This is a genomic window from Methylobacter sp. BlB1 (assembly GCF_015476545.1).
In the GTDB taxonomy this organism is placed as follows: Bacteria; Pseudomonadota; Gammaproteobacteria; order Methylococcales; family Methylomonadaceae; genus Methylobacter.
The window spans coordinates 65,433-82,974 of the sequence record NZ_JADMKV010000016.1; the positions used below are offsets into that span (position 1 = coordinate 65,433).

At 48.7% G+C, this 17,542-nt stretch carries 19 protein-coding genes and 1 pseudogene; 13 read left to right on the forward strand and 7 right to left on the reverse strand.

Features of this window, described 5'->3' with window-relative positions:
- Positions 1–7: 7 nt before the first annotated feature.
- From rsmD to IT781_RS08560, 3 genes are read right to left on the reverse strand one after another with little or no spacing between them, the layout of a single operon-like run.
- Positions 8–562 (reverse strand): 16S rRNA (guanine(966)-N(2))-methyltransferase RsmD, encoded by a 555-nt coding sequence (gene rsmD, locus IT781_RS08550; protein ID WP_194969729.1) that lies wholly within the window; start codon positions 560–562, stop codon positions 8–10.
- The gene (locus tag IT781_RS08555) at positions 559–1,866 is read right to left on the reverse strand and encodes a pitrilysin family protein (RefSeq protein WP_194969752.1); all 1,308 of its coding nucleotides are present in this window, start codon (positions 1,864–1,866) and stop codon (positions 559–561) included. Before IT781_RS08555 ends, rsmD begins: the two co-directional genes overlap by 4 nt.
- Positions 1,856–3,226: a pitrilysin family protein gene (locus tag IT781_RS08560; protein ID WP_194969730.1), complete on the reverse strand. Its 1,371-nt coding sequence runs from the start codon at positions 3,224–3,226 to the stop codon at positions 1,856–1,858. Before IT781_RS08560 ends, IT781_RS08555 begins: the two co-directional genes overlap by 11 nt.
- A 101-nt stretch (positions 3,227–3,327) precedes the next feature.
- On the opposite strand from IT781_RS08560, the gene cyoE reads away from it, so the two are divergent.
- The 3 genes from cyoE to IT781_RS08575 are packed head-to-tail and all read left to right on the forward strand — an operon-like array spanning position 3,328 to position 6,050.
- The gene (gene cyoE / locus IT781_RS08565) at positions 3,328–4,215 is read left to right on the forward strand and encodes a heme o synthase (protein ID WP_194969731.1); all 888 of its coding nucleotides are present in this window, start codon (positions 3,328–3,330) and stop codon (positions 4,213–4,215) included.
- A complete protein-coding gene (locus tag IT781_RS08570; RefSeq protein ID WP_194969732.1) occupies positions 4,212–5,237 on the forward strand; it encodes a glycosyl transferase family protein in 1,026 nt (341 codons plus the stop codon). Before cyoE ends, IT781_RS08570 begins: the two co-directional genes overlap by 4 nt.
- Before the next feature lie 12 nt (positions 5,238–5,249).
- Entirely contained in the window at positions 5,250–6,050 is an 801-nt protein-coding gene (locus tag IT781_RS08575; protein WP_194969733.1) for an alpha/beta hydrolase, read from the forward strand.
- Here the strand turns inward: IT781_RS08575 and IT781_RS08580 are convergent.
- Positions 6,047–6,661 (reverse strand): PilZ domain-containing protein, encoded by a 615-nt coding sequence (locus IT781_RS08580; RefSeq protein WP_370526969.1) that lies wholly within the window; start codon positions 6,659–6,661, stop codon positions 6,047–6,049. The genes IT781_RS08575 and IT781_RS08580 overlap by 4 nt on opposite strands.
- 140 nt (positions 6,662–6,801) lie before the next feature.
- On the opposite strand from IT781_RS08580, the gene IT781_RS08585 reads away from it, so the two are divergent.
- The 4 genes from IT781_RS08585 (at position 6,802) to IT781_RS08600 (ending at position 10,499) form a co-directional block, all read left to right on the forward strand.
- Positions 6,802–7,374 (forward strand): hypothetical protein, encoded by a 573-nt coding sequence (locus IT781_RS08585; protein ID WP_194969735.1) that lies wholly within the window; start codon positions 6,802–6,804, stop codon positions 7,372–7,374.
- A 126-nt stretch (positions 7,375–7,500) separates the two neighbouring features.
- A complete protein-coding gene (locus IT781_RS08590; protein WP_305076255.1) occupies positions 7,501–7,920 on the forward strand; it encodes an FKBP-type peptidyl-prolyl cis-trans isomerase in 420 nt (139 codons plus the stop codon).
- Positions 7,921–8,032: 112 nt separating this feature from the next.
- Complete coding sequence (gene rlmKL / locus IT781_RS08595) at positions 8,033–10,234, forward strand: bifunctional 23S rRNA (guanine(2069)-N(7))-methyltransferase RlmK/23S rRNA (guanine(2445)-N(2))-methyltransferase RlmL (RefSeq protein ID WP_194969737.1); 2,202 nt, start codon at positions 8,033–8,035, stop codon at positions 10,232–10,234.
- On the forward strand, positions 10,224–10,499 hold the full coding sequence (locus IT781_RS08600; protein ID WP_194969738.1) for an acylphosphatase: 276 nt from the start codon (positions 10,224–10,226) through the stop codon (positions 10,497–10,499). Before rlmKL ends, IT781_RS08600 begins: the two co-directional genes overlap by 11 nt.
- A 124-nt stretch (positions 10,500–10,623) precedes the next feature.
- Here IT781_RS08600 and msrP read toward each other — a convergent pair whose 3' ends face one another.
- The 3 genes from msrP to IT781_RS08615 all read right to left on the reverse strand — a co-directional run bounded on the left by msrP (position 10,624) and on the right by IT781_RS08615 (position 13,692).
- Complete coding sequence (gene msrP, locus IT781_RS08605) at positions 10,624–11,568, reverse strand: protein-methionine-sulfoxide reductase catalytic subunit MsrP (RefSeq protein WP_194969739.1); 945 nt, start codon at positions 11,566–11,568, stop codon at positions 10,624–10,626.
- Between the two features lie 2 nt (positions 11,569–11,570).
- The gene (locus tag IT781_RS08610) at positions 11,571–12,215 is read right to left on the reverse strand and encodes a DoxX family protein (protein ID WP_194969740.1); all 645 of its coding nucleotides are present in this window, start codon (positions 12,213–12,215) and stop codon (positions 11,571–11,573) included.
- 211 nt (positions 12,216–12,426) lie between these two features.
- A complete protein-coding gene (locus IT781_RS08615) occupies positions 12,427–13,692 on the reverse strand; it encodes a TIGR03862 family flavoprotein (protein WP_194969741.1) in 1,266 nt (421 codons plus the stop codon).
- A gap of 214 nt (positions 13,693–13,906) precedes the next feature.
- On the opposite strand from IT781_RS08615, the gene IT781_RS08620 reads away from it, so the two are divergent.
- The 6 genes and pseudogenes from IT781_RS08620 to IT781_RS08645 form a co-directional block, all read left to right on the forward strand.
- Entirely contained in the window at positions 13,907–14,143 is a 237-nt protein-coding gene (locus IT781_RS08620; RefSeq protein WP_194969742.1) for a hypothetical protein, read from the forward strand.
- 145 nt (positions 14,144–14,288) lie between these two features.
- Positions 14,289–14,561 (forward strand): hypothetical protein, encoded by a 273-nt coding sequence (locus IT781_RS08625; RefSeq protein WP_194969743.1) that lies wholly within the window; start codon positions 14,289–14,291, stop codon positions 14,559–14,561.
- Positions 14,562–15,071: 510 nt separating this feature from the next.
- Positions 15,072–15,377, forward strand: coding sequence for a hypothetical protein (locus tag IT781_RS08630; protein ID WP_194969744.1), 306 nt, complete (start codon positions 15,072–15,074; stop codon positions 15,375–15,377).
- A gap of 25 nt (positions 15,378–15,402) precedes the next feature.
- Positions 15,403–15,628: pseudogene (locus IT781_RS08635) on the forward strand (IS3 family transposase); the annotation flags it as partial.
- A 323-nt stretch (positions 15,629–15,951) separates the two neighbouring features.
- The gene (locus IT781_RS08640) at positions 15,952–16,293 is read left to right on the forward strand and encodes a cupin domain-containing protein (protein ID WP_194969746.1); all 342 of its coding nucleotides are present in this window, start codon (positions 15,952–15,954) and stop codon (positions 16,291–16,293) included.
- Between the two features lie 2 nt (positions 16,294–16,295).
- Positions 16,296–17,542, forward strand: a 1,247-nt coding sequence (locus IT781_RS08645) for a glycosyltransferase (protein WP_194969747.1), incomplete at its 3' end; no start/stop codon positions are given.

Sequence of the window (17,542 nt, forward strand, 5' to 3'; positions counted from 1 at the left end):
AAATAAATCAGCTTAATCGCTCGAATAAATGATAGCCGACTTCGCCTGCAGTCTTGCTTTTCAGGCACTGCCAATTGGCCGGCATGCCGCTCAGGTCGAGCTTGCACTCTGTTTCGACATAGATTTTGGCGTGATTGGCCAGCCAGCCTTTTTCCTCCAGCCACTGGCAGGTTTGAACGGCCAGATTCCTGGCGAACGGCGGGTCCATGAAGACGACATCAAACGCTTCGGCATCGCTGGCCAGATAGCGCAAGACGTCCATCTGCACGATCCTGATCTGGTTAGCGGCCAGTGCGACCGAATTTTCCTTTAAGCTTCGGCAGGCTTGGGGATTACTTTCCACTTGTATGACCGAAGCGGCACCCCTTGACGCCGCTTCAAATCCCAGCGCGCCGCTGCCCGCATATAGATCCAGGCAACGTTTGCCGATGATCTCGCCCTGCAGCCAGTTGAACAGCGTTTCCCGCACTCTTGCCGGCGTCGGCCTTAAGCCCGGCAAGTCGACAAAACTCACCTGCCGGCTGCGCCATTCTCCGCCGATGATTCTGAGCTTGTTTTTCACTTTTTCGCAGGGGCTCCGCCTAATGTGATGGTCTGGAGCAACTGCGGATCGATGTGGCGCTTGAAGGCATCCTTGATTGAAGCGACTGTCACCTGCTCGACTTTTTGCTGGAATGTGTTCAGGTAATCCAAAGGCAGCTCATAGAAGCCGATCATGGAGACATAATTAGCCAGTTCCTTGTTGGTGTCAAAACGCATTGCAAAACCGCCCGTGATATTTTTCTTGGCTGCCGTCAATTCCGCTTCCGTCGGGCCTTCGTTGATGAAGTCCACCAGTGTTTTATTGAGCACTTCCAGCGCTTTCTGCGTCTGGTCATTGCGCGTCTGCAGACTCGCTACAAACGGGCCTTTTCTGAACATCGGCACGAAAGAGCTGGAGGCGCTGTAAGCCAGCCCGCGTTTTTCCCTGACTTCATTAAAGAGCCTCGAGACCAACACAGCTCCGCCCAGGATATGATTGCCGACATACAAACTGAAGTAATCAGGATCTTTGCGATAAGTGCCCGGCATGCCGACCAGCACATGTGTTTGCGATGAAGGAAAATCGATATGCCGTTGGCTTGCTTTTATCGGCATTGCGACCTCAGGCAATGGCTCGGGCTTTTGGCCTGCCGGCAGTTCCGCGACCAGACTTTGCGCCGTCTTTTCGGCCTGTTCTTTGCTCAAATCGCCGACGATAACGACCATGGCATTGGCCGCTACATAGTATTTTTTGTAAAACTCCCGTAAATCATTAGCGCTGAAGCCGGCTACTGTTTCGATAACGCCATCGCTAGGATGCGCATAAGGGTGGTCCCCATAGACAGCGTTAGAAAAGGCGATATGCGCCAATTCGGCAGGTGACTCTTCGCGTTGTTTCAGTCCGGCCAGGGTCCTGTTTTTCTCACGCTGAAAATCAGCCTCGTTAAAGGTTGGCTTAGCCAGCATGACCTGCAGCGTTTCCAGCGCTTTATCGAACAATTTCTTATCGGTCAGTGTCCGCAGCGATACCCAGGCCATATCATCGGAAATGCCCGCGCCTACGTTGGCGCCGACGCTTTCAAAACGCTTCGCGATTTCATCGGCGTTCCATTCTCCGGCCCCGGTATCCAGCAAGGCCGATGTTAACGCCGCGATACCGAACTGAGAGCCGTCGCGCGCGCTGCCGGCATCGAAGGACACCTGGATATCGACCATCGGCAGACCTTCTGTATGGACGTAGTAAACCCGGCTGCCTTGAGCCGTCTGCCAGTGTTCAATCTTGGCCGCCGACCAGACCGGCTGACTGAACAGTAAAAAAACGATACCTATCAAACTAGCGCGCATCATGCTCTCCTTGGATTGTTGGGCTTGCTTTGTTTTCTTTTATTTCCTGGGGCTCCAGATAAGCGATATTTAAGTGATCCTTGATCAGGTATTTACGCGCGACATCGCGCACCTGCTCCGCCGTCACCTGATTGACTTTGCCGACATATTCGTCCACTGTCGGCCAGCCCAGCCCGACCGTTTCAGTCATGCCCAACTGCATGGCCTGATAAAACATCGAATCGCGCTGGTAAATGTCGCTGGCCAGCACTTGCGCTTTGATGCGCTGCAGTTCTTCATCGCTGACCAACTCATTTTGCAGCTTGACCACTTCATCCTTCAAGGCCGATTGCAGGTCCCAAACCGTCTTGCCTTCGGCCGGGGTTGCCTCCAGTGTGAACAGGTCCGATAACCGCGAAGTCAGATCGTACCCGGCGCCCGCCGAGACCGCGATTTGCTTGCCGCGCACCAGTCTTGACGCCAATCTGGCGCTATTTCCGCCATCCAGCACGCCGGCCAGCACTTCCAGCGCATAGGCTTCCCACTCCTTCTCGGCCGTTTTCAGGCTAGGCACTTTATAACCCATGACGATATAAGGCAGTTTTGCCGGCAGTTTGATCGTCATCTCTCTGACGCCGATCTGTTCGACTTCGGTTTGCGGTTTTAACGGTTTGATCTCGCTGGTTTTCAGCGCGCCGAAATATTTTTCGGCCAGATCGAAAACGGCCTTGGGCTCGACATCGCCGACCACGACCAGCGTGGCGTTATTCGGCGCATACCAGCGCTGGTACCAGGCTTGGAGATCTTCCACAGTATAATTGGCAATGTCGGCGGGCCAGCCGATCACGGGGTTCCGGTAAGGACTGTTGGTGTGCGCCATGGCCATGAAATATTCCTGCATCTTGGCTCGCGGCTTGTCATCAGTGCGCATCCTGCGCTCTTCGGTTACTACTTGCAGTTCTTTCTTCAGTTCATCAGCGAGCAGATGCAGATTGCGCATCCGATCCGCTTCCAGTTCAAAGCTGACGTCCAGCCGGGATTTGTCCATGGTCTGGAAATAAGCCGTGTAATCCTGACCGGTAAAGGCATTTTCATCGCCGCCGTTCTCAGCAATGATGCGGGAGAATTCGCCGGCCGGATGCTTGTCCGTGCCTTTGAACATCATATGTTCCAACATGTGAGAAAGGCCGGTAATGCCGCCCGGCTCGTAGCTGGAACCGACTTTGTACCAAACTTGGGAAACCACGACTGGCGACCGATGATCTTCCTGGACCAGAACTTTTAATCCGTTTCCTAAAATCCGTTCCGACACTTTTGTCTCGGCACTGCTCGAAAAGGCCGGCAAACATAACAATATTGCAAATAGTAATCGATTATTCATAACTCCCTCTTTAATCTAAATGGTAGTGCTTCCGACTATTTCAATAATTAATCGTTCACGGTATTCTATACAATAATGAAAAAGTTGGAATTTATTAAATAATGACGAGCGACTCTACTTTGCTTTCCTGGCGAAACTATCTTGAGCTGTGCAAACCGAAAGTGGTTACACTGATTGTATTCACTGCAGTTGTCGGTATGTTGTTGGCAGTGCCGGGAGTACCGCCTCTGGATACGCTTATTTACAGCACCGTAGGCATTGCGCTGGCGGCTTCTTCAGCGGCGGCGGTCAATCATTTCATCGACCAGAAAGCTGATGCGGAGATGAAACGAACCCAGAACCGTCCCTTGCCGAAAGGCGAACTGAGTTCCAAAAATGTCATTATCTTTGCCTTGGTTCTGGGAGTTATCGGGATGGCCTTGCTGATTTTCATGGTCAACACACTGACGGCTGTACTGACTTTTCTGTCATTAATCGGTTACGCCATAATCTATACCGTCTACCTGAAAAAAATGACGCCGCAGAACATCGTCATCGGCGGCGCGGCCGGCGCGGCGCCGCCTTTGCTTGGCTGGTGCGCCATGACCGGCGAAATACACCCTTATGCGCTGCTGCTGTTTTTGATCATTTTCGTCTGGACGCCGCCGCATTTTTGGGCGTTGGCCATCGCGCGCCGCGAAGAATACGCCAAAGTTGAAATCCCCATGCTGCCGGTCACGCACGGCCCGGAATTCACGCGTCTGCATATTCTGCTCTATACCGTGCTATTGCTGATCGTGACGCTGCTGCCTTATCTGACCGGCATGAGCGGACTGATCTATTTGGCGGCGGCCGTACCGTTAGGCCTGGGTTTCATCTATTTCGCCATTCTGATGATGCGCAGGAAAGATGACAGAACCGCCATGCAAACTTTCGGCTACTCGATCATTTACTTAATGATCATGTTCGCCGCCTTATTGGTCGACCATTATGTGGCATTAACCTTATGAAACTGACCCACCACGAACAGACACCGCATCCGGAGCATCCATTCGCCGAATATATCCGTATTCTCGGCAAAGGCAAAAAAGGCTCAAGGCCGCTAACGCAGGATGAAGCCTATCAGGCTATGAAGATGATCCTGGCGGAAGAAGTGCTGCCTATCCAGCTGGGCGCATTTTTGATGTTGATGCGGGTCAAGGAAGAAACCCCGGAAGAATTGGCCGGTTTTGCTCAAGCCGCGCAGGAGTCATTCAATCTTGCCGGACATTCTGTGACAGTCGACCTGGACTGGTCATCCTATGCCGGCAAACGCCGCCATCTGCCCTGGTTTCTTTTATCAGCCCTGTTGCTGGCAGAAAACGGCATCAAGGTTTTTATGCATGGCTCGGAAGGCCATACGGCCGGCAGAATTTACACGCAGGACGTGCTGAAATTTTTAAACCTTCAGCCAGCCGATTCCATTGCCGAAGCCGTACAGCAGATTGAGCAGCATAACTTCAGTTATCTATCGCTGGAGCATTTTTGCCCGAAACTGCATGAGATTATAGAACTGCGGCCTCTGCTGGGATTGCGCTCGCCGGTTCATACCCTGGTGCGCCTTTTAAATCCGTTCAATGCCGACTACAGCATTCAAGGCATTTTTCATCCCGGCTACCGCCCGGTTCATCAGCAGGCTGCGGCCTTATTGAACCAGCCTCATATGGCCGTATTGAAAGGCGAAGGCGGCGAGACCGAACGCAATCCGGATATGGATTGCCTGGTGCAAAGCGTACACAACGGGCAATTATCGGATGAAAACTGGCCGGCTTTGTTCACGCACCGCCATGTCAAGCCGGAACTGCTCGATCCGCAAGAGTTGGCATTGATCTGGCAAGGCAGCATTGAGGATCAATTTGCGGAAGGCTCCATCATCGGCACAGCCGCGATTGCGCTGAAACTATTAGGCAAAGCCGATACGCAGCAGCAGGCGCACGAGTTGGCTACGGCTTATTGGAAAGGCAGGGATAAGCAAAAATTCGCAAGCCCCTAGCATGCTTGATCCATGATCGCCAAGCGCATGCTGTCGCTCATACTGCTTTATTTGCTCCTGTTGCTGATCGTTTTCCTGTTTCAGCGAAAACTGATCTACCTCCCCTCTCAACTTGAGCCAGAGCACCAGCAGGAGTTGGCCCAACAGTTGAATCTCAAGCTCTGGCCGACGAACGACGATTACCTCGGGCTGATTTCACAAACGCCGTCTGTGGCTGATAAAGGAACCATTGTCGTGTTCCATGGCAACGCAGGCTCAGCAATCAACCGCATCTATTATTCGCAAGCCCTGGAAAAGCTTGGTTACCGCGTCATCCTGGCCGAGTATCCGGGCTATGGCGCCAGAGCAGGCGATCCTTCGGAAACGGTATTGGTTTCGAATGGCATTGCAACAGTAAAACAGGCCCTGCATGACTTTGGCGGGCCGATTTTTCTGTGGGGCGAATCGCTGGGAGGCGGAGTGGTTTCGGGTATCGTAGCCAGCGGACAGGTTCCGGTAAAAGGCATCGCCCTAGTCACGCCATTTGACAGCCTGGCCAATGTTGCTCACCATCATTACCGATTCCTGCTGGTAAGATGGCTACTCCGTGACCAATTCGACAACGTCGAGAATCTGCGGCACTACACTGGAAACACGGCCGTTGTACTGGCCGAAGCCGATGAAATCATTCCTGTGAAATACGGAGAGAACCTATTCGATTCACTGCAACATCCAAAAAAACGCTGGATATTCAAAAACGCCAGCCATAACAATCTGCCGCTGGCTCCCGGCCTGCCCTGGTGGCAAGAGGTGATGCAATTTGTTTCAGATTAAAACGAAATAGCATCGATAGCCGCACTGACCTTGTACATATACTGTAAGCCGATCATTGTTTCACTATCGGCAGTATGATTAACCCATATTACTTTTATCTGCCCTTCCAGTTCCATCTGCTCAAAGTCAAACACAGTCGTCAGTCCCTCTTCAACGGCCGTTGTTCCCTCCAGAAGAATCATTAAACCGCCTGCCGAAACATTGACGGTAGTAAATTCCCAATATTCACCGTTTAAAAAGATCCGTCCTGGAACAGCCAGATTTTCTCTGTGAAATTTTCTCGTATACGGCCGATTACCCTCGCTATGACTGATATGTTTAAATTCCATAGCGATGAAAGCACGCTCATCATCCATATCGATTCTGACAACTTCAGCATTGCCAACTAAACGCAGCTCCGGAAGATGCACATCAATCATTGTCGACGCCGACAATGTCTTATAAAGATCTCGGACATTCTCATAACCCTGCCTGCTGTCCAATTCAGCAAGTGCTCCGGTTATTGACATATTCTTGACAGTAACCGCTCTCTTTTCTCCGCCCATAACAATCGAACCGTTCGATGTTAAATTTTTACGATAAGGTCGCTTTACGTAGAACACCTGGGACATCTCCTTGCTTGATTATCTGTTAATGTCGGCTCGTTTGCTGTACAAGACTATGACATATCATTATATTGCTGAGCTTATATTATCGTTTGTTTTTTTAACTCTAACCATATTCTTCAGTATTTTAATTCCTCTGCTCTACCATGAAGAAACCATTCATATTGCCTCTATTACTTTCTCTAACCGCCTGCGCAACCATACCGCCAAAGAATAGCGATAATATCTGCGCGACTTTCAGAGAAAAAGATGACTGGTATAACGATGCCAGAAAATCATTTCAAAAATGGGGGATACCTGTCCATGTTCAAATGGCGATCATGCATCAGGAATCGCATTTTGTCGCCGATGCGAGACCTCCCCGCCCCTGGCTGTTAGGTATCATTCCCTGGTTTAGGTCCAGCAGCGCCTATGGCTATGCGCAGGCCAAGGATGAAACTTGGGACAGTTATGTCGATAATGCCGGCAGTTGGTGGGCCGACCGTGATGAATTTGACGATGCCGCCGATTTTATCGGCTGGTATTGCAGTATCAGTTACAAGAAGCTGGGCATCCCAAAATGGGACACAAAAAATTTATATCTTGCTTATCATGAAGGGCATGGCGGTTATATGCGCAAGAGTTATCTGAAAAAACCATGGCTGATGCAGGTAGCCAGCAAAGTAGCCAGGCGCGCGCAAATATTTCAAAGCCAATTAAATACTTGCAAGAAGAATTAAACAGCAAAAGACGGTTTTTTGATAAACTACATGCCTCACATTTACCGTATGAGAGGAGGGGAAACCGTGAGAAAACTTCAAACTCGAATTCTTTCAGTTATTACAATTATTCTTGTAGGAATCACTATGTTTTCAATGGCTAATGCCACAACACCCGAAGAAAATAAAGCTGCCGGCGAAGCGTTCCTCGCAGAAAATGCCAAAAAGCCCAATATCATCACGACAGCAAGCGGTCTGCAATACGAAATCCTGAAAAAAGGCGAAGGCGCGACACCGTCCGCCACTGATAATGTAACTGTACATTACAAGGGCACAACAATTGACGGCAATGAGTTTGACAGCTCCTACAGCCGAGGCGAACCCGCCACATTTCCGCTTAACCGCGTCATTCCTGGCTGGACCGAAGGCGTTCAATTGATGCAGGAAGGCGCTCAATATCGTTTTTATATTCCTTCAGAATTAGCCTATGGCGCTCACGGCGCAGGCCGTCTGATTGGCCCGAACTCAACATTGATCTTTGATGTGGAATTGATCAAAATTCAATAAAAATGCCCATTTGGCGCGTAATACATCAATCTGCGCCATACCTGCAAATGCTATCGGCTGAAAAGCCATGCTGAAGCCGATAGCCAACCGATAGCCCCTGCCTTGTTTGACCATGCCTATTTACCAATTATTTGCCACAACACCCAAAGCGATGGAAACCATTCTTGCCGAAGAGCTTCAGGCTCTTGGCATTAAGCCTATCAAACAAACTCTGGCGGGCGTGGCGTTTGAAGGCGACCTAGAAACAGCTTATCGGGCATGCCTGTGGTCCAGAACGGCAAACCGAATTTTACTGGTGCTGAGTTCTTTTGAAGTCAAAACCCAGGATGATCTTTACTACGGTGTCAAGCGGATCAATTGGTTTGAGCATTTGCAACCGGAAGGCAGTTTTGCTGTCTCGTTCAGCGCCAAGAACTCACCTGTTATCAACAATACTCATTTTGGGGCTTTAAAAGTTAAAGATGCGATCGTTGACCAAATGCGTGCCAAATTCCAGAAACGTCCGAACATCAATACCGAGCAGCCTGATATCCGCATCAATGTTTATCTACAAGGAACCACAGCGCAGCTCAGCCTGGATCTTTCCGGCGAAAGCTTGCACCGGCGCGGTTATCGCGATATCAATATTAAAGCGCCGATAAAGGAAAACCTGGCTGCGGCCATATTGCTGCGTAGCGGCTGGCCTCAAATCGCCCTACAGCATGGCTCGCTGATCGACCCGATGTGCGGCTCAGGAACCTTGCTGCTAGAAGGTGCAATGATCGCGGCCGATTACGCGCCCGGCCTGTTGCGTGATTATTTCGGTTTTATTGGCTGGAAAAAACACGATGCCGCATGCTGGCAAAAATTGCGCGCCGAAGCCGAACAGCGGAAAGCGGTCGGGCTTGAGAGACTGCCGGTTATCGTCGGTTTTGATCAGAACCGCCACGCCATCAATGCCGCTTTAACGCATATTACCAATGCCGGTCTACAACATAAGATCCATGTCGAACGCCGCGATATCAGCGATGCACAACCAGCGGAAAGCTGGAAACCCGGCTTGATCGTCTGCAATCCGCCGTATGGCGAGCGGCTCGGCGATGAACAGGAAACAGCCGAGCTATACAAGCGCTTCGGCAATACGCTGAAAACGCATTTTACCGGCTGGAAAGCCGCCATGATCATCAGTAATCCGGAATTGGGCTTCCGTCTAGGAATCCGCTCGCAAAAGCCGATTACGCTGTTCAACGGTGCACTCGAATGCAAGCTCTTGCGCTTTACCATTGAAGAAAGCGCTTTTTTCACGCCCAAGGCCAAAACGCAGGATGAAAGGCTGGATCAAATTACTGAAGCCAGCAAGAAGCCGTCTGTCGATGCCAGCGCCGATATGTTCGCCAATCGGCTAAAAAAGAATCTCAAAAAGCTCTCCAAGTGGGCTCAGCAGAATAAAATCAGCTGCTATCGGATTTACGATGCCGATCTTCCGGAGTACGCGGTCGCCGTTGATATTTATCAGAGTGAGCAAACCTGGGTCAATGTCCAGGAATACGAACCGCCCAAAAGTATCGATCAGCACAAAGCCGACCAGCGATTGGCCGGCGTGCTGGCAGAAATACCGCGCGTGCTCCAGATAAGCCCGAATCAGGTCTTCCTGAAAATACGCCGCAAGCAGAAAAGCACCGACCAGTATGAAAAGCACGGCGATTCCGGCGTGTTTCATGTTGTCGAAGAAGGCGGCTGCAAAGTGCTGGTCAATTTTGAAGACTATCTGGATACGGGCCTGTTTCTGGATCACCGGCCTATCCGCCTCATGATCCAGCAACAGGCCAAAGGCAAGCGCTTCCTGAATCTGTTCGCCTACACCGGTAGCGCGACCGTTCATGCGGCCCGCGGTGGTGCCCAATCAACCACGACGGTCGATATGTCTAATACGTATCTCAATTGGGCCAAAAAGAACATGCAGTTGAACAACATGCAGGGAGAACACGAGTTCATTCAAGCAGATTGCTTGGATTGGCTGGCAACCGAAGCCAAGCAGCCTTACAGCCGTCAGTATGATTTGATTTTTCTCGACCCACCGACTTTTTCCAATTCAAAACGCATGGATGACGTGTTTGACGTGCAAACCGACCATGTATCGATGATCAAGAATGCGATTTCACTGTTGGCGCCAGATGGCGTTTTATACTTCTCGACCAATTTCAGACGCTTTAAACTCGACAGTTCAGCCCTGTCCGGGCTAGTTATTGACGATATTACCGCGGACACTATCCCGGAAGATTTTGCCCGCAATCCCAAAATCCATTATTGCTGGAGAATCAGGCATGGTGCGTAAAGTCAAAATTCTGGTTTCTGGCCGGGTTCAGGGCGTCTATTTTCGCGCCTTTACCCAGAACAAGGCCAAACAGTTAGGTGTGAAAGGCAGCGCTCGAAACCTGGCGGACGGACGCGTTGAAATTATTGCCGAAGCCAAGAGCCCAACAATCGAAGAGTTCGTAAAATGGTGCAGCAAAGGACCTGTAACGGCCCGCGTTGATCATATCGAAACGGCCGAATTACAGCCCGATGAACAATTAACGTCGTTCGATATAATAAGATAAATCCGTTTACGCTTGGTTTATTCGCTGGCCCAGACAGATTGTGTCTCACTTAATTTTTATTAGCTCCGAGCTGGCTCTGGATGGCCGCTTTAAATAGCAATCCAGTACTTTTTATCGAGCGCCATCAGAAATATTTTTTTAGATCCATGCCGGCATAAAGCGGTGCCACCTGTTCTCCGTAACCGTTGAACTTTTCAGTGTTGCGCTTGGCCGTAAAAATGCTGCTGCCTAGCACTCGCTCGCGTTTCTGGCTCCAGCGAGGATGGGAGACTTCCGGATTGACGTTGGCGTAAAAACCATATTCCCTCGGCGCGCTTTTATTCCAGGCCGTATCAGGCATGTTTTCCAGCAGACGGATTTTAACGATTGCCTTGATGCTCTTGAAGCCGTATTTCCACGGCACAACCAAGCGTAATGGCGCGCCGTTCTGGTTAGGCAGATCGTCATCATACATGCCGGTAGCCAGGATCGTTAACGGATGCATGGCCTCATCAATTCTTAGTCCCTCCACATAAGGCCATTCCAAAACGCTGGTTCGCTGACCGACCATGACATCCGGATTGTATAACGTTGTAAACTCGACGAATTTTGCATTTGAGGTTGGCTCAAACCGCTTCAGCATCTTGCCCAGCGGAAAACCTATCCACGGCACGACCATAGACCAGGCTTCCACACAGCGGAAACGGTAGATGCGTTCCTCTAAAGAATTGTCCTTTAAAATATCTTCCAAATTATAAACGCCCGGCCTGTTTACCTCACCTTCTACCGTTACGCTCCACGGTCTGGTTTTTAGCGCCCGCGCCAACTTCGATGCATCCTGTTTATTGGTAGAGAATTCATAATAATTCGTATAGCTGGTGACATCTTCGTAATCAGTCGGCACCAAAGGTTCCGAATAAGGCCCTGTGAGCACATCGGCATACTTGCCGCTTTCTGCATCAGCCAATCCTGGCAGCATCAGTGCCGCAGAGCCGACGACCGTTGCTTTAATGAATTGCCGGCGTGACTCAAAAACCGCCCGGTCGGTGATTTCGCTGCTTAAAATGTTTGCTTTGACTTTGATCAACATAGTTACGCCCCTTGTGCCATATATTTACGGCTCAACCAATAATCGGCACTGACATAGCGGCCGCCGCCCATAAAAAACAATACCAGCAGCATGATGAAGTAAGTCGCGGCAAACTCAATACCATTGTTGAGCACGACAAAATTGCCTTTTTCGGTCAGCCAAGCATAATCGCCATATTGCTGCAGTATAGATTTGGCCTGTTCCAGACGTTCCATTGCCGCTATTGTTCTATCCGTCGCGAATAAGCCGCTGTCTCCGGCAATTGCCAGCCAGCCGTACTGCCAATGCACCGCGACGGCTGCAACGACCATCACCACCATGAGCGGAATAGTAATCAAGCGCACGCCAAACCCAAACAGCAAAAATAAAGCCCCCAGAATCTCAACCGTTATCGTCAACAGAACCATCAACCAGGGCAGCGGCATGCCCAATCCCCACTCTGGATTACCGAACCAGTCGACAGTACTGCTAAAGCTGGCGATTTTTTTGGTACCGGCCATCCATAAAACAGGGGCGAGGTAAAGTCTCAGCAGTAACGGCGCAAGAAAATCCAGCACTTTAGCTTTATCTAACCATTTCGACAGTCGCCGGCCCCAAACAACGCTTTCATCTACTACAGTGGCAAAATCAATATCTCTAATATTCATGATAAGCCATTCTCCTTATTAGTCATTCAGTTATAACAGCCATAGCCTTAATCGTAAGATAACTCAAATATGAAATCTGTGTCTTGATTATTTCGGTTGGAAAGGCTCAGGAATTTTCTGTTCTAATTACAATTATGGCTGTGTATCCGTTTGGGATTGTAATCTAGCGGATGACAATCCTCGCAACGGCGGACGCATCATCGATGATTTCTCAAGACGGATGCTGATGACTAAGCCAGTCACGCACACCCAAGCCCGCGCACAGACCGGTGGCGAAGCAGGCCGTGAGCAGATATCCGCCAGTAGGAGCTTCCCAGTCAATCATCTCGCCGGCGACGAACACGCCGGGAATAGTAGTGAGCATAAGGTTTTGATCGAGGCTGCTGAAGCGCACGCCACCGGCAGTGCTGATCGCTTCGGCGATGGGGCGAGTTGCCCGCACTGTGATCGGTAAGGACTTGATGGTCGCCGCCAGCGTAGCCATATCGGCAAATTGTTCCTTACTGAGAACCTCGCGCAGCAGAGCCATCTTGACGCCGGCAATACCGAGCCGACTTTGCAAATGGCTAGATATCGACCGTGATCCGCGCGGTTTGCTGATTTCGGCAAGCACCTTCTCAGCGTCGCGTCCGGGCGCCAGATCAAGCGTGAAGGTAGCACTTCCATGGATATTCAAGTACTCACGCAGCCGCTGCGAAAACGCATAGATTAGGCTGCCTTCGACACCGTGCATGCTAATCATCATTTCGCCTTGCCGCCGCTCGGTATGCCCCTGAATGTCAGTAAAAGTCAGCGCCACCGATTTAAGGGGCGTTCCAGCGAATTTGTCTCGCAAATATGAACTCCACGCCACTTCAAAGCCACAATTAGCGCTTTGCAATGGCGCGATCTCTACGTTGCGTGCCTGCAGCCATGACACCCAAGCACCATCTGATCCCAGCTGCGGCCAGCTGGCTCCTCCCAACGCCAACACCGTCGCCTGCGGCTTGATTGAAATTTCGCCTCTCGGATTGGCCAGTCTCAACGAGCCATCAGCGTTCCAGCCCAGCCAGCGGTGGCGCACATGCAGATGTACACCAGCGCTGCGAAGGCGATGCAGCCAAGCCCGTAGCATCGGCGCAGCTTTCATCCGTGTGGGAAATACTCGGCCTGAGCTGCCGATAAAAGTATCGATGCCCAGCCCGTGTACCCATGCGCGCAAGGCGCTCGGCGGCAATCGGTCGAGACATGCTTGCAGCTGCGGTTGATGATCGCCATAGCGGATGCAAAAGGTGTTATAGGATTCGCTATGCGTGATATTCAAACCGCCGATACCGGCCAACAAAAACTTGCGGCCGAGAGATGGCATGGCATCATAAACATCGACTTGTATACCCGCAAGACAAAGCGCTTCAGCAGCCATCAGCCCAGCTGGCCCTCCTCCAATAATGGCGACTTGCTGGGTGATGTAATCGGGCTGAGCAGTGTAATTATTCATAGAGTTAGAATATAGGTATTTGAGGCGATTCTCATTTTAACTTAAATGCCGCAGTCAATAGCTCGAACACACAAAAAATTGAAGATCGATGTGAATTGGCAATAAAAATTAGTTTTTTAGCACAAAAAATATAATAAAAAGACGAAAGGATCACTTAAGTTAAGTCAGATATAAATGCTCAGCTACAGCTAAATAGCCTGAGGAGTAATATTTTATGATTCTGACAAAATTTAAACTTAACGATGGTACTGAGTATTTTGCAGAAGCTTATGTTGACGGACACCTGATTAATCCGAGATTTACACCTGAATCTGTCCCTGAAACCCCTTTTATCATCCATGCTGAAAATATATTTTCAGTGCATGCTCTAGTTGATGGATACACCTTATGCGTAGGCGTCTTTGATAATCTCAATGATGCCTTATATTGCGCTAAATATCGCCCTATTTGACATTAGGAGACCCCAAAATATAAATATATGCTAATCAGCGTTCGCCATTTGGCATGGTGCGCCAAAGTGTGACTCAAGGCATATGATAAGCATTCGACACAATATCTCTCTCCGAGGTAGATCAGTAGCATGTGAAGTTTATGACATGAGATTCTTATTATCGCTTATGAAAAAATTTAAATTTGGTGACAATACTGAATGTTTGGCAGAAGATTTCATTGATGGCCACTTAGTCAATCCGGTTTTTAAGAATGGACTATTCCCAGAATCACCTTTCATTCTTCGTGTGGAGCATCAATTTTCAGTTCATAACTTGGTTAACGGATGCCTCAAATGTTTGGGCGTATTTAACAGCCTCAATGATGCCTTGAATTATGCTAAAAATGGCTATTCTTGGCGTAATGAAACTTATGCTTAATGTTCTGTTACCCCATGTTATTGATGGAGAAAGACGCAGTCGTTGTGCCAGCTCTCGAGCACTCGAGAGCCGATACTTTTTCGATGCGCCGGACAATCCAAATGTTTTTGGCAAAATAGACCGTAAGTGATATCAACCGTGGCGAGCCGAAGCCCTTGCTGAATTGTTCGAAATCAGACACAACGCCTCTCGACTGTCCATTATTTATCTTTGTCAATAACATAAAACTCGATGAACCCGATACTGCCGATTTAATAGTGACACAGCCTCTGCAAGATGAGAGCTTAGCGGCAACTCAGCAATCAAAAAATTCTTAACACAGTTATTTCTCTATCTTCCTACAGGATGAAATCAAAGGCTGGCTTCTATTTCTATACTGACTATGACGTGCAAATCTGCTATTACGCAATTTAACTAATTGATTTATTTGACTTGTATATTTAGCATCATTTAACACGTCAACGGACTTTCCCGGGTGCAATATTGCCCATCCACTAGTGGAGGTGATTTATGATGACTCGTTACTTGTTTTTGTTTTGTTTTAGCTTGAGTCTTGGTTTAGCGGCTTACGCGGCCGACCCTGACCAGCCCAAAGCTAATGTGGCGGCCGAAAAGCCCGCTAAAAGCAATGCAACTGCGATCGGAGACGAGACGGGAATGTGTTTTAAAGGAACGAGTTGCGATGGTGAGAGAATTGGTTATAAGACCATTCCTGACTGCAAAAAAGCAAGAGGTAATAGCTGGTATGGACACACTATAATAGGAGGACATGACAAATGTGTTAGTAAAGATAGAGATCATTTGGATTGGAAATAATCTGTTATATTCTGGATACTATATATTTTGCGTAGAGACTTTGGATGAAGCGATGGTGCATTACGGAACGCCTGAGATTTGCAATACCGATCAGGGGTGGACAATTCACCCGCGAAGCCTTCACTAGTAAACTCAAAACCCATCAGATCCAGATTAGCATGGACGACAAAGCCTCCCGGATCGATAATGTCTTTGTGGAACGGCTCTGGCGCTGCTTAAAGCCTGAAAAAATCTACCTGAAAATGCATGAAACACCTCAGTAAGCTGAATGCTAATTCTGCTTCTACAATGAAGAAAGACGCCATCAGGAATTAGAGCAAAGAACATCGGATGAAGTGTATTATGCTGACCTTGTTAATGAATAGAAAGCAGCATAACTCGGCAGGGTTATCACTTAAGAATGATAAATGACTGTCCAATCAGCGGAGCCACATCTGTTACTACACAAATAATCGATGTATAACCAATTTATTCTTTTTCCATATTGAATATGTAATATCAAATGATAAATAACCACTGCCATATGTTGACCCGCTGTATCGTTTGCACGATTATTGCTATCAGTTAATAAACTATGGAACCGAATCACTTTAATATTTTCAGTGATATTCCCCTTCAACTACCCGAAGAGCTATTTGACTGTATACTCAAGCAGGATAATATTCGTATTGAACGAATCGTTTCCAGAGGCCATGTTACACCTGAAGGCTATTGGTATGATCAAGTCTTTGATGAATGGGTCATTCTGCTCCAGGGTCGGGCAATTGTCGCTTATGAACAAGACCAAGTGTGCTTCACATTAAAAACCGGTGATTATTTGTTCATCCCTGCGCATGTCAAACATCGCGTCGAATGGACTATGCCGGAAATTGATACTGTCTGGCTGGCAATTCACTTGCTTAAAAGAGATAGTTAATCATGAAGATAGGTCTACAGACATGGGGATCCAATGGCGACATCCGGCCTTTATTGGCTTTATCCGAAGCGTTACAAAAGGCGGGGCACCAGGTAACACTGGCAGCCAGCAGTATTGATAACAGCAGCTATACGGATATTTGCCAACGGCTGGCTATTGGCTACCAGCAAGTACCTGCACATATCGATTTTGATATGCCTGCCTTTGCGCAAAAAACGTTCAGAATGAACACATTGCAATGGCTTAATGCTTTACTTGAAGCGGTCTTCTTTCCGTACGAGCAGACTATTTATGAAGCATCCAAGCAATTGGTTGAAGAAAATGACTGCGTGATCGGCCATCACTTTTTGTACCCATTGAAGCTGGCTGCCAGTAAACAGAAAAAGCCACATGTTAGCGTAACATTTTGTCATGGCGCAATTTCCATGGCAGAGCAACCACCTTTTAAGTTTCCTGATTTGAGCCCTTTAATTAACCGCTTTCAATGGCATATTTTGGATTATATTTTTGATTTTGCGCTAAAAAACAATCTTAGCAAGCTCTGGCTTAGCGAGGGCATGCCTGCTTTTAAACATGTTTTTCCCGAATTGTTAAATTCGGATTTTCTTAATCTGGTAGCTGTTGATCCGCTTTTTTGCCCTTATCAGAACCAATGGCATCCGATCCATCAGAATTGTGGCTTCTTGAATTTATCAGACACGGCTGAAACCTGGTTAATTTCTGAGGATCTGCAAGAGTTTATTAAACAAGGAGAAAAACCTGTTTATATGACATTCGGTAGCTTACAGCAAGCAGTGCCTGATTGGAGCATGGATCTATTTATTAAAGCCGCTCAGAAGACAAACTGCCGCGCAATTATTCAAACCAGTTCCGATAGATATCCACCCGAAACGCAGCATGGAGATATTTATTTTATTGGCAAGCATCCTCATCAAGCTGTCTTCAAACACTGCGCAGCTGTTGTACATCATGGCGGTGCCGGAACTACTCATTCCGCTACGCTCAGCGGTTGCCCTTCAGTTGTAGTGCCTTTCATGGATGAGCAACTGTTCTGGGCTTGCCAACTTCAACATTTAAACCTTGCCCCAGCCCCTCTGCCGGCAAGGAATGCAACCGCAACAGCATTATCAGAAAGAATACGAGAAGTATTACAATCAGAAAGCATGCGGTTAAATGCTCTTAAAGCCAAAAACAAAATTGATCCAGGGCAAGGGGCCCGGCGGGCCGTGCAGCTGCTGGCAGCGGCTCT

Bases quoted from the DNA above. Each gene is read 5' to 3' on its own strand.
- rlmKL (WP_194969737.1), top strand. From the start codon at position 8,033: ATGCCTATTTACCAATTATTTGCCACAACACCCAAAGCGATGGAAACC.
- IT781_RS08560 (WP_194969730.1), bottom strand. From the start codon at position 3,226: ATGAATAATCGATTACTATTTGCAATATTGTTATGTTTGCCGGCCTTT.
- IT781_RS08640 (WP_194969746.1), top strand. From the start codon at position 15,952: ATGGAACCGAATCACTTTAATATTTTCAGTGATATTCCCCTTCAACTA.
- IT781_RS08610 (WP_194969740.1), bottom strand. From the start codon at position 12,215: ATGAATATTAGAGATATTGATTTTGCCACTGTAGTAGATGAAAGCGTT.
- IT781_RS08600 (WP_194969738.1), top strand. From the start codon at position 10,224: ATGGTGCGTAAAGTCAAAATTCTGGTTTCTGGCCGGGTTCAGGGCGTC.
- IT781_RS08555 (WP_194969752.1), bottom strand. From the start codon at position 1,866: ATGCGCGCTAGTTTGATAGGTATCGTTTTTTTACTGTTCAGTCAGCCG.
- IT781_RS08585 (WP_194969735.1), top strand. From the start codon at position 6,802: ATGAAGAAACCATTCATATTGCCTCTATTACTTTCTCTAACCGCCTGC.
- cyoE (WP_194969731.1), top strand. From the start codon at position 3,328: ATGACGAGCGACTCTACTTTGCTTTCCTGGCGAAACTATCTTGAGCTG.
- IT781_RS08570 (WP_194969732.1), top strand. From the start codon at position 4,212: ATGAAACTGACCCACCACGAACAGACACCGCATCCGGAGCATCCATTC.
- IT781_RS08630 (WP_194969744.1), top strand. From the start codon at position 15,072: ATGATGACTCGTTACTTGTTTTTGTTTTGTTTTAGCTTGAGTCTTGGT.
- IT781_RS08625 (WP_194969743.1), top strand. From the start codon at position 14,289: ATGAGATTCTTATTATCGCTTATGAAAAAATTTAAATTTGGTGACAAT.
- IT781_RS08575 (WP_194969733.1), top strand. From the start codon at position 5,250: ATGATCGCCAAGCGCATGCTGTCGCTCATACTGCTTTATTTGCTCCTG.
- msrP (WP_194969739.1), bottom strand. From the start codon at position 11,568: ATGTTGATCAAAGTCAAAGCAAACATTTTAAGCAGCGAAATCACCGAC.
- IT781_RS08590 (WP_305076255.1), top strand. From the start codon at position 7,501: ATGTTTTCAATGGCTAATGCCACAACACCCGAAGAAAATAAAGCTGCC.
- IT781_RS08620 (WP_194969742.1), top strand. From the start codon at position 13,907: ATGATTCTGACAAAATTTAAACTTAACGATGGTACTGAGTATTTTGCA.
- IT781_RS08580 (WP_370526969.1), bottom strand. From the start codon at position 6,661: ATGTCCCAGGTGTTCTACGTAAAGCGACCTTATCGTAAAAATTTAACA.
- IT781_RS08615 (WP_194969741.1), bottom strand. From the start codon at position 13,692: ATGAATAATTACACTGCTCAGCCCGATTACATCACCCAGCAAGTCGCC.